Raw genomic sequence first — 14,172 nt, 5'->3', positions numbered from 1 at the left:
TAAAAAATCTAAATATATTAAATTTTCTATATATTCAACCTAATCGAAAGCTAAATTACATATTTAAACTAATTGGGGGTATTTAAATGAAAAAGTTTAAGACACTATCGTTTGCACTTGCAGTTACAACAGTTCTTACTTTAACGGGATGTGGAAAGGATGCCAAAACGACTGGATCAGCGGACAAACCATTAAGAGTTGTTACTGATGCTGCATATGCACCATTTGAATATCTTGAAAATGGTAAAATAGTTGGTTTTGATGTTGATTTTACGAATGCCGTAGCTAAAGAGGCTGGATTGAAAATAAAAATTGTTAATACGGGTTGGGATCCTTTATTTGCTGAAATTGGTGGAAAGACTGCAGACATTGGCATGTCTTCAATCTCAATTGACGCAGATCGTGAGAAAACATATGATTTTACGACTCCATATTTTCTTTCAATTAATAAAATCTTAGTTACTGAAGGTAGTAGTATTAAATCAGCTGCAGATTTAAAAGGGAAAGTTGTTGCAGTACAAAATGGTACAACAGGCCAAGCAGCAGTTGAAAAAATATTTGGAAAGAACAATAAAAATCTAAAAAAATTCGAAAATAACAATTTAGCAATTTTAGAACTTCTTAACCACGGAGCTGATGCTGTAGTTGCTGATAATGGGGTACTTGAAGCTTATGCAAAAAATAACCCTGATAAAAAGTTAGTAGTTATTGATGATAAAAATAGTTTTGAACCTGAATACTATGGCTTATTACTTCAGGATGGAAGTAAATTAAAAGGTAAACTAGATAAAGCGATTAAGGAAGTCGTAAACAATGGAACTTATGAAGAAATTTATAAAAAGCATTTCGGTTCAGAGCCAGATCTTGCGACATTAAAAGCAGAAGAAAATAAATAGTAAATTAAAAATTGCGTAACGCAAAATTTGTGTTACGCAATTTTATCTAAATGGGGGAAAAGAAATGGGATTTGATTTTGGCATTATAAAAGAGTACATACCGTTTTTCCTTAAAGGAACTGCATTAACAATTGGTTTATCTTTTGCAGGGATCTTCTTTGGTACAATAATTGGATTATTTATTGGATTAGGTAAAATGCTAAAAAATAAATGGTTAGCACTTCCATTTAAATGGTATATCAATTTCTTTAGAGGAACACCCTTATTTGTACAAATTTTGCTTATACATTTCGGTGTAGTTCCGTATTTCATAGGTGAGACAAATGCGATTGCAGCTTCAATCATCGCACTTTCATTAAATGCAGCAGCGTATATTGCTGAAATTTTCCGCGCTGGAATTCAATCAATTGATAAAGGGCAAATGGAGGCTTCACGCTCGCTTGGAATGACACATGGACAAGCAATGAGAAATGTTATTTTGCCTCAAGCTGTAAAACGTATGATTCCTCCGCTTGGAAATGAATTTATCGTATTAATTAAAGAATCTTCAATAGCAGCCATCATTGCAGCACCTGAAATTATGTATTGGAGTAGAGCTATGCAAGGGCAATATTATAAAGTTTGGGAGCCTTACTTTTCAGCCGCTGCTATCTATCTAGTACTGACATTGTCATTAAGCTTTGTATTAAATCGTATCGAAAGAAGGTTGACAACAGGATGATTAAAGTAGAAAAACTAAAAAAATCATTTGGTTCGCTTGAAGTATTAAAGGATATCAACATTACAATTCAACCACGCGAAGTATGCGTTGTGATTGGTCCTTCTGGTTCGGGAAAATCAACTTTTCTTCGATGTTTAAATATGTTAGAAACAATTACTGCGGGAAAAGTATTTATCGAGAATGTCGATATTACAGATAAAAAGACTAATATAAATAAAGTTCGTACTGAAGTAGGCATGGTATTTCAACATTTTAATTTATTCCCACATTTAACAGTTTTAGAAAATATTACTCTAGCTCCTAAAAAGGTTAGAAATAAACCGAATGATATCGCTAGAACAAGAGCATTAGAACTACTAAAAAAAGTCGGACTGTCAGATAAAGCAAATGTGTATCCTGACTCTCTATCTGGTGGTCAAAAGCAACGTGTAGCAATTGCGAGAGCGCTGGCGATGGAACCTAAAATTATGTTGTTTGACGAACCAACTTCTGCCCTTGACCCTGAAATGGTCGGTGAAGTATTAGAAGTTATGAAGCAATTAGCTAGAGAAGGAATGACAATGGTCATTGTTACGCACGAAATGGGCTTTGCACGAGAAGTTGGTGATCGCGTAATTTTTATGGATCAAGGATATGTTGTAGAAGAAAACGATCCAGGTCAAATATTTGACTTTCCAAAGCATGAACGTACGAAAAGCTTTTTAAGTAAAGTATTATAAGGTAGAAAGTAAACTGAATACGCCGGAGATACCTAGAGTGTATATTTCGGCGTTTTTTAATATGAAGTTTATTTATCAATCATTTTTATAGAAAAGTAATTGATTTTTATCATGTTTTTATGCATTTTTAAAAAAATTATAGCTAGTTTGCTAGTTTGGCATTTGAAAAGAATCTACATTTAGGTTTAATATTATTACCGATAGGGGTATTTCATCCGATTATTTGCACTTATTGATGTTTTAATTGCAACGAATCCATATTTGTTTGCGATCATCAACTACTTAATTGCTGTTCTAACACACTTATTTGCACGACTCACAACCTTTTTTGCAGATGAGTCCTCCGCATTTTAATTTTCAATTTCTCAAATTTGATTCCCAAATGATAGACTTATAGGTCACCCTCATTGTAATAGTAAATTTCTAAAGTCTTTCTTTTTATTGTTTTCGAAATATTATGTTAAAATTTAGGTAGCAAATATAAAGGAGTAGAGAACGATGAACAGTCAAAAAATATTAGTAACTAGTCGAATCCAACATAAGCTTAAAGACATTATTGATTCATACAATCTAACAAAGGAATTTCGTTTTTTACCGGAAGATGAAGTAACGAAAGAGGATTATGAGTGGGCTGATACATATGTTGGATTTCGTCCGACGCCAAATTTTGAGTTTGGAAACATCAAATGGGTACATTCATTAGCTGCAGGTGTTGATAGTTTTATGAAAATAAACTGGAAAAATGATGTGCTCTTAACAAGAACAATTGACGTTTTTGGTCCAAAGATGAGCCAATATTGTTTAAGTTACATACTCCAGGATTCACAATTGCACGAACAATTTTCAAGTTTACAGTCTGAAAATAAGTGGGAATTTCACATACCGAAATCATTAGAAGATCAAAAAGTAGTCATTTATGGTACAGGTGAAATCGGTGGATATATCGCAAAAGTTTTATCAAACTTAGGCATAAAGGTGTTTGGTGTCTCGATGAGTGGAAACGAAAAGCCGTATTTCGAAAAAATAGTACCATTCGGTGAAGCATCCACAATTTTAGACAATGCGGATTGGATTATCAGTGTTCTTCCATCAACAAATGAAACGAAAAATATACTAAATATGGATACGTTTAAAAATTTGAATAATGCAGGTTTTATAAATGTGGGTAGAGGAGCAACTGTATGTGAAGATTCTTTAAAAGAAGCTTTGAAAAGTGGAAAAATAAGAAAAGCTATTTTAGACGTTTTTGCGGTTGAGCCACTTCCAGCGGATTCAGAATTATGGCAAATGTCTAATGTTAAAATAACACCGCATATTTCAGCGGTTACTTTACCAAATGATGGAGTTAAGTGTTTTGTGGACACTCTTTCAAAATTAGAAAATAATGAACAACTAAGAAATAAAGTTAAAATTGACAAAGGTTATTAATCATATCTAAAACTAGCCAATCATTAAATGGTTAAATTTTTCATTTTTTTCATAAACATGGTAGGATATAACATGTAAGAAATTGATGATAAAAGGGGCAAATTAAAAAATGGCAATTATTGATGTTTCAATCGTACCAATTGGCACTGAAACACCTAGTGTGAGTGCATATGTAGCTAATATACATAAAGTTTTAGAAAAGTATGAAAGTGAAGTTAAATACCAACTTACTCCTATGAATACAATTATTGAAGGTGAATTACCATTATTATTAAAAGTTGTTCAAGAAATGCATGAAGTACCATTTGCAAATGGAATTTCAAGAGTTGCGACAACAATTCGAATCGATGATCGCCGTGACAAGAAGAGCACAATGGAAGGTAAATTAGCTTCTGTTAAAGCAAAGCTTGAACAAAACTAATCATGTCTGCATAAAGTGACTAGGTCTAACGACTATTAGTCACTTTTTTTCATTTGAAAATAATCGTGTGATTATTTTGAATATTTTATTGAAATTCCATAATTTAGTTGATAAACTAAACTAAATAGTCAGTTTAAATATATTTAAAGAGTAAAGGAATGTGTTCAATGCCAAAAGTCTCAGATGATTATAAAGAACGCAAAAGAGAGAGTCTTCTTGAAAGTGCTTTAAAATGTTTTGGAGAAAAAGGATATCATACGACAACCATGGATGATATTGTTGCATATTCAAAAACGAGTAAAGGGTTAATTTATAATTATTTTAAAAGTAAGGAAGAGCTGTATTTGACTTTAATGCAAGAAAGAACAGTTCAAACATTTGAAAAAATTAATCAACGATTTCAAAATATTAGTTCACCAAAAGATAAGTTGAAAGAGCTATTTCAAATGTATATTGAAATTACTTTAACGGAAATATGGCGTAATATGATTAGAGTACAATTGGAGTTTTGGATTAATTCGGCTAGGCATGAAAACTTACAAGCGATCATGATTGAAAGATATAAAAATCAATATCGCTTATTTTTAAGTGAAATTATTAAACAAGGAATAGCAGAAGGTGAATTTAAGAATAATATCGATCCTGATATTATTTCAAGCTTGTTTTGGGCTAATATTGATGGCATCTGTTTACATTATTCGGTTGTAGAAGATGATGAAATTTACAAGGCGCAATTTAAAACAATTGAAGAAATGATTATGTCTTATATTTTAATTAGTAAATAAATTTTAGGTAGTGAAGGTCAATACTTTCCTACCTAAAAAAATTCTGAAATTTTATATGTTAAAAATAAAGCAAACAACATACACTATTCATAGAATAAAATAAACTTAATAGTCAGTTTTGAATTGAAAGGAGGAATAACAATGAATTCAGTTCAAATTAGACTAATTTACTTATCTATGTTTTGCTAAAGTGATTTGTTTTATAATTTTGGTAGATTGAAGGGATTATTGTGGGAAAGAAGGTTTACTTTTTATATACAAAAGCATTCTCAGATATAGGTAGTATGATGGAATTGGTTATCATGAATGCAGTAATCTATTCGATGACGAAAAGCACAACATGGCTAGCAGCAGTTCTAGCACTCCGTGTTTGTGGAGGGATTTTAACAAGTTTATTCTCTGGCGTAATTGCAGATCGATATAATCGAAGAAAGCTAATGATATTTAGTGATATTACTAGAGGTATTAGTATCTTATTTTTATGTATTTTCCCTTCGCCTACTATGATTGCAATTGCAGCATTTGTTATAGGTGCATTGGGAAGCTTTTTTTCAGTCAGCTTTAGTGCTGATTTACCACAGATATTTGGTGAAGAAAATATTTTGAAAATTAATGCATTTATTTCTCGGCTTGCTGCAATTAGTATGGTTATTGGATTTTTAGGATCAGCTTTCTTATCAACAGTAGTAAATTATCGAGTGATTATTGGAATTGATGCAATTTCATATTTCATGTCAGCTTTTGTTTTAATCTTTTATAAATGGGAAAATACAGTTAAAAATAATGGAAATAAACATTGGCGACAGTTGATTGACGATTTAAAAGAAGTGAAAACTTACGTACTGGTCAAACCACTATTATTATTAGTGTTCATTGTCTTTTTGTTTCAAACATTTTCAGCCAGTTCTCATAATGTTGGAGTACCTATTTTAGCAGAAAAAATAAGTTCAGAACATGCAACATTTTATCAAGGATTAATTTGGGGAACCTGGGGTATTGGAGGAATCATTTCGACTTGGTTGATTCCAAAGGTTTCGTGGTTAAAGCAACATTATTTATTTATGTATTACGGAGCATCAGTATTAACATCATTAGGATTCATTTTATTTTTATCTAATCAAATTTTATGGATTGTATTCTTATTTGCATTTTTCACAGGCTTTTTTGATAATGCAGCCGGAACTTACTTTTCAACAATGATTCAAAAAACTGAAAATTCAATAAGAGGAAGAATCTTCGGTGTAGCCAATTTATTAAATAGAGTAGGTTTTACAATTGGTTTTGTAGCGGCATCACCATTATTATCATTTATAACGATGCCACATCTAGTCTGGTTGTTTCATGGAAGCTTAATCATAATGATTATGTCTGTAATCGGTTACTTACTAATTAAGAGAAAAATCAATTTTAACTATGATTCTATTCAAAATACTGAAAATGAAATCATGGTTTCTAAATAATAATAGACAAAGGACGTGATTGTATGGAAACAAATTTGAAAAATAGTATAGAACTAGAGAAAATAAATTTTTTCAGATGTAGCGAAGTGGATATTGATTTAGCATTTCAAGCATTTTCAATTGGTTTTTCAGATTACATGGTTAAATTTGAGTACTCAAAGGAACAATTTGTTAATGTGTTTTTCGGAGCAGAAGGGAACAAACTTGAGCACTCGTTTGTAGCGATTCATGAAAATGAAGCAGTTGGAGTTATATTAGGTGGTATTAAAACCTATGAAAATATTAAAACAATGCGATGCGGAACATTGGCAATTAGTCCAGATTATAGAGGAGTAGGTGTCAGTCAGAAGTTATTTGAACTTCACAAAGAAGAAGCAGAGAAAAATGGATGTAAACAACTTTTCCTTGAAGTAATCGTTGGAAATGACCGCGCGATTAATTTCTATAAAAAACTAGGCTATGAAAAAATCTATGATCTTTCTTATTTCTCAAAAACTGATTTAACTAACTTGCAACAATTACAAAGCCAAGCAAATGCAGAGATCAATAAAGTCGATTTTCATCATTTTAAGGAAACCTTTAATAAATGGGATTACCATATAAACTGGCAAAATGATATTGATTATTTAGAAAAACTAACTAATTTTAGTTACTATTTAGCTAAAGTTAACAATGAAAACATAGGAGCATTGGCTATAAATGCAAATGGTAGAATAAGCTTTCTAATGGTAGATAAAGCATACCGCCATCAAAAAATAGCAACTAACTTATTACAATATGCATCTACTGAACTAAATTTAAAAGCGATTTCAACATCAATCCCAAATAATAATAGCTTAGAAGGTTTTATGAATAAATTAGAATTTAAGAGAGAAAAAATAGCTCAATATGAGATGTATAAATTAATATAGACTAGGATTAATAAAATTCGGTTCAGTGGTGAAACAATCAATAAAGTATAATTTGGAGATGCAATTTGCATCTCTATTTTTGTTGTGGTATTTATAAAATTCTTATTTGACAAAAAGGATACATACTATTTGTGCGATATAACTTTTTGTTAAAATAGAACTAATATATTCATTAATGAGAGGAGAATATTTAAGTGGATCTTGATGAGCGTAAAGAAAAGATTAAATTACTTCAAATGAAAAATAACAGAAATAACATAATTAAAGAATATATATCTAAAGACATTCATCTAACATTTAGTTCTTTTGTAGATCCTCAATTTTCTAGAAAATTACTTATTAATTTTTACAACGAAATAGAAATGTTAGGTGAAAATAAAGAAGAATTTAAGTTTAAACATAGTTACCCTAAAGCAGTTAAGGAACTTGAATTGTTATATAAGAAAATTCCCACACATCTACTAGAAATGGTAGTAATTATATTTCATTTCAATTATCGTGAAACAGGAGCAATCAGTTTAAGGTTAAAAGATATTTTTAGTGATATTAAGTGGATTGTTAACTTTAGCGGGTATTATAAGGGTGATTTTGATTTTGTAGTAGTTGAATCTACATTTAAATTAGGAATTTGTATTGAAAGGTTCGAATATTGGGATATATTTACTAGCTGGGGTTTCTAAAGCATGCTTTAAGTAAATTAATACCATATCAAATTCAGAATGTTACATTTCATTTTTGTACTTATGCCTATATACTTGACCTTGCTCCTAAATGAGCTAATCTCCGTACAATAGTTAGTATGGAGGTGATTTAAAATGTATGATTATCGTCATCAAATTGAGCAACCTTATTACCAATATCCACAAGTACAGCAAAATGAGGATGAAAGATTTTTCCCATTCTTCTTCCCATTTTTATTTGGAGCAGCGGCATTTGGACCTTGGGGATGGGGAAGACCATGGGGTTGGGGTCGTCCTTGGGGATGGGGAAGACCGTGGGGTTACTATCGTCCATGGGGCGGATATGGCCCATGTTGTGGAAGACCTTGGTAAACTAAAAAACAATAAAAGCCACATTTTTTATGTGGCTTTTTTCGTTTTATTTTATAATGATTTTGATTAAAAAAGGAATCAGTAAAGAAGCTAAAATTGCACTTAATGTCATTGCTATTGAACTGATTGCTTGATGTAACTTCCCGTATTCTGCGGCTTTAGCAGTACCAACACCATGAGATGCAATACCATATGATAGACCAATTGAAACTGGGTGGTCTATTTTAAGCTTTGATAGAATAAATGGGCCAAACATCGTACCAGATATACCTGCAATCATTACATAAACAACAGTTAAAGACGGAATGCCACCAATCATTGAAGTAATCCCCATAGCTAGTGGGGTAGTAACTGATTTTGCAGCTAAAGAAAGTATAATCACTTTTTTAACTCCGAGCCACAACGATAAGTAGACACCTGATAATAATCCAACGACTGTTCCAGCAAATACACTAATGAATACAGACATACCATATTTCTTTAAAGTTGCTCGGTGTTCAAATAATGGATAGGCAAAGGAAACAACTGCAGGTCCTAAAAGCAAATTGATCCATTTACCACCAAGCATGTACGATTCATAAGTAATATGAAGTTTTAGAAGAAGTAAGATAATAACTGTAGTTGAGGTTACAATCGGAATTAATAACGGATAAGTAAATTTAGCGTACATTTTTTTAGCCAGTATATAACATAAAATGGTTAATAGAATAAATAGCAAACTCTTAAAGTCCTTCATTCGTATCCCTCCCAATCACTAGATCTTCCGTTTGTTTTTTACGGGTTCTCGTTGAAAGATACGAACTAATATAAGCTGAAGTACTAAATACCACTGCAGTACTGACTAATACAATAATAATAGAAATGAATCCATGAAAGTTTAAGATGGAAGGATATCTCATGATTCCTACTGTTGCTGGAATAAATAAAAGAGTTAAGTGCTTACTTAAAAAATTGCTTCCATTTTGTATCCATTTTTCATTAAAAAAAGGAATAAATAGTATACCAAATAGTAAAAACATACCAATAATGCTTCCCGGAATCATTAAATGAAAGTATTGCTGTATTAAATTTCCGATAAAAAATAATAAGTATAAAAAACTTATTTGAACAATCAATTGTACAAATTTCATGATCAACATCCTTTGAATCTTACTGACTAAGAGATTATTAATCTACATATTGTACAATAAATTGTGACGAAAATGTGAATTTTTTTCGTTATTATAAAAATGCATCTTTTTTTAAAAAAGTTTATAATAGAATTATCATAAAAACAGAGGAAGTTAAATAATATGAATTCATTTGTAGCGTTTGATTTTGAAACGGCAAATTACAATCGCCATAGCATTTGCGCAGCCGGTTTTGTATTTGTTGAAGATGGAGTAATTGTTGATCAAGTTTACTCACTTATTAATCCTGAAGAAGAATTTTATTCTATGAATATTTCTGTGCACGGAATTAGACCAAGAGATGTTCAGGATGCACCGCTTTTCCCGGAATTTTATGAAACAATTAAAAGTAAAATTGATGGGAAAACACTGGTAGCACATAATTTAGCGTTTGATGGTTATGCATTAAAAGATAATTTATCAAGATATGGGGTACCTTCAGCTTTAAACAATTTATTATGTTCACTTCAGCTTGCTAAAAAGGTGTTGCCAAAACAATCCCGTTATTCCTTAGATACTTTGTCAAACCAGTTTGGTATTTTATTAGATCACCATCACCATGCATTAGCAGATGCAGAAGCATGTGCTAAAATATTTCTACATTTAACGAAGAAATATGAAATCTCATCTGTTGAAGAGTTATACGATAAAACTTCAATTTACCATGGTCAAATTCATCAGTTTGACTATCGTTCATCTTTAGTAAAACCAAAACCGAAACGTAAATTGGAGAAAAATGTATGAAATTAATATCATGGAATGTAAATGGAATTAGAGCATGTGTACAAAAAGGTTTTTTAGATTATTTTAATGAACAAAATGTAGATATTTTTTGTATTCAAGAAACGAAGTGCCAAGAAGATCAAATATCATTGGAGTTAGACGGTTATTATCAATATTGGCATTCGGCAGTTAGAAAAGGTTATTCAGGAACTGCAATTTTTACGAAACATCAACCATTAAATGTAAGTTATGGATTTAATGGAAAAGAAGAAGATATAGAAGGAAGAGTATTAACTTTAGAGTTTGAAAAATTTTATATGGTAAATGTTTATACGCCTAATTCACAACGAGATTTGGCAAGATTACCAATCAGATTAGAATGGGAAGATGAGTTTAAACATTATTTAACGAAACTTGATGAGCAAAAACCAGTCATATTATGTGGAGACTTAAATGTTGCACATAATGAAATTGATTTGGCAAATCCAAAATCTAATCGTAAAAATTCGGGCTTTACTGAAGAAGAACGTGGGAAAATGTCTGTTTTATTAGAGAATGGATTTACAGATAGTTTTCGATTTTTAAATCCAACTAAAGAAGGTTCATATACTTGGTGGTCTTATATGGCAAAAGTGCGTGAGCGAAATATTGGATGGCGTATTGATTATTTTATTATTTCAAATCGACTTCAAACTGAATTAATTAACTCAGAAATTCACGCCGAAATAATGGGCAGTGACCATTGTCCGATTATGTTGACGATGAAAGATTCGATTATTTAATTTGAGAAGAAAGTTCTTAGTATTTAGAGCTTTCTTTTTTAATTTTAGGCAATTATTATGTCAACAGGAGTTACTGGTGCGTAAACTAACGTTAGGACAAATTATATAGATAGAAATTTAGTAAAATAATAAAAATGTTTTGGAAAGGATGGCTCCAATGAGTTTAAAGTGGCTACAATGGGCACAGCGAATCCAAGCAATTTCTCAAGCAGGATTGGCCTTTACGAAAGATCCTTTTGATAAAGAAAGATATGAAGAATTAAGAAATATTAGTGCGGATATTTTGAATCAATACTCTAACTTACAATTCGAAGAAATCGAGGGATTATTCGCTAATGAACGAGGTTATCCAACGCCTAAAGTTGATGTTAGAGGTGTCGTTTTTAAAGATGGGAAAATTTTATTAGTAAGAGAAAAAAGTGAGAATAAGTGGTCTTTACCGGGTGGATTTTGTGATGTAGGCTTATCAGCTTCTGAAAATGTCGTAAAAGAAATTTTTGAGGAATCAGGCTATAAAGTTGAGACGAAGAAACTACTAGCAGTTTTAGATATGACCAAACATGCTCATCCGCCTCAGTTATATCACTATTACAAGCTATTTATCCAATGTGAAATTGTAGGTGGTATTTCTACTACAGGTATAGAAACGAGTGGAATTGATTTTTTTGATGTAGGTCGATTACCGGAACTTTCACTAAGCCGTAACACCGCTGCTCAAATCGAGTTAATGTATGAATACTATCAAAATCCTTTAAAAGAAACATGGTTTGATTAAATACTAGATAGATAAATATTGCGAATGACAAACAATTTAGAGTTGCTGTTGCAGCTCGCTTTGTTTTTATGAATGATTATTTGCTTTTTTTTGATTAATGGGAAGATTAATACATAAATTAGTAAAACTACTTGAAAGCGTGCGATAAGGAGAAATAACTTGAAAATAAATACAATGAATTATGAACAGTTAGAAGATGAACTAATAAAAGAGCGTATCGCTACATGCATCATCTATCAATATGGTGAAATTAAGTATAAATATTATAAAAATACGAAAAGTGAAACTAAATTATTTAAGGTTAATTCAGTGACTAAGAGTGTTTTATCTATGCTATTAGGAATTGCAATTGATAAAGGATTTATTGAAAGTGTAAAGACACCAATTTCAGAATTCTTCCCAAATATAGAACCAAACAAAAAGGAGCTCACAATTGAACATTTTCTAACAATGACAGCAGGGTATGACTGGCAAGAATGGGGAGAATGGGGTGGTAGACCTGTACCGATGATTAATAGTAAAGACTGGGTACAATACGTTTTAGAGAAAGAAATGGTCAATAGTCCGGGGGGAAAAATGATTTATGACTCTGGAGCTTCACAAGTACTTAGTGCAATTATTCAGATTGTAACGAAAGAAAAATTAGCTAATTTCGCAAATAAATTTTTATTTGAACCATTAGAAATAACTGAATTTATTTGGCACGAGGATTCAAACGGAACTAATATCGGTGGGTTTGGTTTAAGTTTAAAACCGAATGACATGCTAAAACTTGGAATCTTAATGCTTCAAAATGGAAAATGGAATAATAAACAGATTATTTCTTGTGATTGGGTATCACAGTCTACAAAAGCGAAATTTCATACATATCATCATGTAGGTTCATATGGATATCATTGGTGGGTAGCTGAAAATGATGAGCAAAAAGCAGTTGATTCTTCTATTTATTTTGCTATGGGATATGGAGGGCAATGTATCATTATTTCACCAAAACAACAATTGGTTGCTATTTTTACGAGTGCAAAATATATTGAAACAAATGTCCCATTAAAAATTTTCCAAAAGTATTTTCAATCATCTTAAGTAAAGGAGATCTTGTCCAGTTACGTATTTATTTTCCCCTAAATTGATCCATACCTATTCTCTACACAATTATTTGTGGGATTTTTTTATTTGAGAATAGGATTTTATTGAAAAATGTCGAATTAAGTAATAGTGGGTCATACAACTTTTTGATAATAGCTCCAGAAGGGACGAGATTGATGTTTTTAGTGACAGAAGACTTCAAAACATTTATTAAGAAATATCCAATAACAACTGTTATGGTTGGCATATGTTCTATATTGGTAATCATTACGACATTTACAGGAGGATATACGATTCAAAACATCATCAATTTAGGTGGATATGAGCACGAATTAGTTAATCAAGGTGAAATTTGGCGACTTTTTACATATGCGTTTATGCACGGCAGCTACGCACATTTTTTTATGAATATGACTTTTATGATTATATTAGGCAGACCACTTGAAAGAGTACTAGGCTCTTTAAAGTTTTTACTTTTTTATTTAACAACCGTCATTATTACGGGTCTTATTATTAATTTTTTCTATACGCCAAATACAGTTGAAACAGGCGCATCTGGCGTTGGATATGCGTTTTTAGGAATGTATTTATTTATTACTTTATTTCGAAAAAACATGCTATTTTCAGATGATCGCAAGTTTGTCATTACTTTTTTAGGAATTGGGCTACTTTCTTCATTAATCATTCCATCGACAAGTCTAACAGGTCACTTAGCAGGATTGATAATTGGTTTTATAATAACGCCTATCGTATTAAATAAAGCCTCAAGTTTTCAAAATTCAGTCAATGTTTAATTTACATTTAAAATTACTTATAAAACAAACCTAGTTCAGATGAGCTAGGTTTGTTTTGTTTGAAAATTAGATAAGAGTTAACGTTATTTCAACTATTATTTTCACATTTTAAAGGTTGAGAATCGTATAGATCGTGGCTAAATGTAATGTTAAGATTACTTTTTCGAAATAACAAATAAGTGACATGTAATAAGAAGGGTATTGTTAATGCAAAAAAACTGGGAAGACAAAAGAAAATATCGTTTGAATATCACTATGAGAATTATACTATCCACGTAACAATGACTTTCGGATTATCAATGTTTGATCCGCAAAAAGGGGTATCAGAAAGTATCAGTCGCGCAGATCAAGCAATGTATGTAGGGAAACAAACCGGGAAAAATTGTGTAATTTGTTATGATGAGTTAAAAGCAGAAAATCCTCTTATTGACTAAAAATAAAGGCTGTCAA

At 31.2% G+C, this 14,172-nt stretch carries 18 protein-coding genes; 16 read left to right on the top strand and 2 right to left on the bottom strand.

What is annotated here, in order from left to right:
- Positions 1–86: 86 nt before the first annotated feature.
- From ACFCYN_RS17225 to ACFCYN_RS17180, 10 genes are all read left to right on the top strand, one after another.
- Positions 87–896, top strand: coding sequence for a basic amino acid ABC transporter substrate-binding protein (locus ACFCYN_RS17225; protein WP_375950593.1), 810 nt, complete (start codon positions 87–89; stop codon positions 894–896).
- 64 nt (positions 897–960) lie between these two features.
- Positions 961–1,617 carry an amino acid ABC transporter permease gene (locus ACFCYN_RS17220; RefSeq protein ID WP_172444358.1) on the top strand — a complete coding sequence of 219 codons (657 nt, stop codon included), beginning with the start codon at positions 961–963 and terminating at the stop codon, positions 1,615–1,617.
- Entirely contained in the window at positions 1,614–2,336 is a 723-nt protein-coding gene (locus ACFCYN_RS17215; protein WP_172444359.1) for an amino acid ABC transporter ATP-binding protein, read from the top strand. The genes ACFCYN_RS17220 and ACFCYN_RS17215 overlap by 4 nt, the downstream gene beginning before the upstream one ends.
- A gap of 498 nt (positions 2,337–2,834) precedes the next feature.
- Positions 2,835–3,764 carry a D-2-hydroxyacid dehydrogenase gene (locus ACFCYN_RS17210; protein ID WP_375950590.1) on the top strand — a complete coding sequence of 310 codons (930 nt, stop codon included), beginning with the start codon at positions 2,835–2,837 and terminating at the stop codon, positions 3,762–3,764.
- Between the two features lie 109 nt (positions 3,765–3,873).
- Complete coding sequence (locus tag ACFCYN_RS17205) at positions 3,874–4,185, top strand: MTH1187 family thiamine-binding protein (RefSeq protein WP_375950588.1); 312 nt, start codon at positions 3,874–3,876, stop codon at positions 4,183–4,185.
- 167 nt (positions 4,186–4,352) lie between these two features.
- Positions 4,353–4,970 (top strand): TetR/AcrR family transcriptional regulator, encoded by a 618-nt coding sequence (locus tag ACFCYN_RS17200; protein ID WP_172444362.1) that lies wholly within the window; start codon positions 4,353–4,355, stop codon positions 4,968–4,970.
- Between the two features lie 230 nt (positions 4,971–5,200).
- Positions 5,201–6,430 carry an MFS transporter gene (locus tag ACFCYN_RS17195; protein WP_375950586.1) on the top strand — a complete coding sequence of 410 codons (1,230 nt, stop codon included), beginning with the start codon at positions 5,201–5,203 and terminating at the stop codon, positions 6,428–6,430.
- Between the two features lie 23 nt (positions 6,431–6,453).
- Positions 6,454–7,341 carry a GNAT family N-acetyltransferase gene (locus tag ACFCYN_RS17190; protein ID WP_375950585.1) on the top strand — a complete coding sequence of 296 codons (888 nt, stop codon included), beginning with the start codon at positions 6,454–6,456 and terminating at the stop codon, positions 7,339–7,341.
- Between the two features lie 194 nt (positions 7,342–7,535).
- Entirely contained in the window at positions 7,536–8,021 is a 486-nt protein-coding gene (locus ACFCYN_RS17185; RefSeq protein WP_375950583.1) for a YxiF family protein, read from the top strand.
- 135 nt (positions 8,022–8,156) lie between these two features.
- A complete protein-coding gene (locus ACFCYN_RS17180; RefSeq protein ID WP_216854104.1) occupies positions 8,157–8,393 on the top strand; it encodes a hypothetical protein in 237 nt (78 codons plus the stop codon).
- 46 nt (positions 8,394–8,439) lie between these two features.
- Here the strand turns inward: ACFCYN_RS17180 and ACFCYN_RS17175 are convergent, their stop codons facing one another.
- Positions 8,440–9,129 (bottom strand): LrgB family protein, encoded by a 690-nt coding sequence (locus tag ACFCYN_RS17175; protein ID WP_375950581.1) that lies wholly within the window; start codon positions 9,127–9,129, stop codon positions 8,440–8,442.
- Positions 9,116–9,523, bottom strand: coding sequence for a CidA/LrgA family protein (locus tag ACFCYN_RS17170; protein WP_172444368.1), 408 nt, complete (start codon positions 9,521–9,523; stop codon positions 9,116–9,118). The genes ACFCYN_RS17175 and ACFCYN_RS17170 overlap by 14 nt, the downstream gene beginning before the upstream one ends.
- A 162-nt stretch (positions 9,524–9,685) precedes the next feature.
- Between ACFCYN_RS17170 and ACFCYN_RS17165 the strand changes: the two genes are divergently transcribed.
- The 6 genes from ACFCYN_RS17165 (at position 9,686) to ACFCYN_RS17140 (ending at position 14,156) form a co-directional block, all read left to right on the top strand.
- Positions 9,686–10,306: a 3'-5' exonuclease gene (locus ACFCYN_RS17165; RefSeq protein WP_375950579.1), complete on the top strand. Its 621-nt coding sequence runs from the start codon at positions 9,686–9,688 to the stop codon at positions 10,304–10,306.
- Complete coding sequence (locus ACFCYN_RS17160; RefSeq protein WP_375950577.1) at positions 10,303–11,067, top strand: exodeoxyribonuclease III; 765 nt, start codon at positions 10,303–10,305, stop codon at positions 11,065–11,067. The genes ACFCYN_RS17165 and ACFCYN_RS17160 overlap by 4 nt, the downstream gene beginning before the upstream one ends.
- Before the next feature lie 157 nt (positions 11,068–11,224).
- Entirely contained in the window at positions 11,225–11,842 is a 618-nt protein-coding gene (locus ACFCYN_RS17155; RefSeq protein ID WP_375950575.1) for an NUDIX hydrolase, read from the top strand.
- A gap of 159 nt (positions 11,843–12,001) precedes the next feature.
- Positions 12,002–12,925 (top strand): serine hydrolase domain-containing protein, encoded by a 924-nt coding sequence (locus ACFCYN_RS17150; protein ID WP_375950573.1) that lies wholly within the window; start codon positions 12,002–12,004, stop codon positions 12,923–12,925.
- A gap of 179 nt (positions 12,926–13,104) precedes the next feature.
- Complete coding sequence (locus ACFCYN_RS17145; RefSeq protein WP_375950596.1) at positions 13,105–13,722, top strand: rhomboid family intramembrane serine protease; 618 nt, start codon at positions 13,105–13,107, stop codon at positions 13,720–13,722.
- Positions 13,723–13,901: 179 nt separating this feature from the next.
- Positions 13,902–14,156, top strand: a complete 255-nt coding sequence (locus ACFCYN_RS17140; protein ID WP_375950571.1) for a diguanylate cyclase domain-containing protein — start codon at positions 13,902–13,904, stop codon at positions 14,154–14,156.
- The last annotated feature ends 16 nt before the right edge of the window (positions 14,157–14,172 follow it).

The organism is Gottfriedia sp. NPDC056225, from assembly GCF_042267765.1.
In the GTDB taxonomy this organism is placed as follows: Bacteria; Bacillota; Bacilli; order Bacillales; family Bacillaceae_G; genus Gottfriedia.
This window is presented reverse-complemented; position numbering and strand designations above follow the sequence as displayed.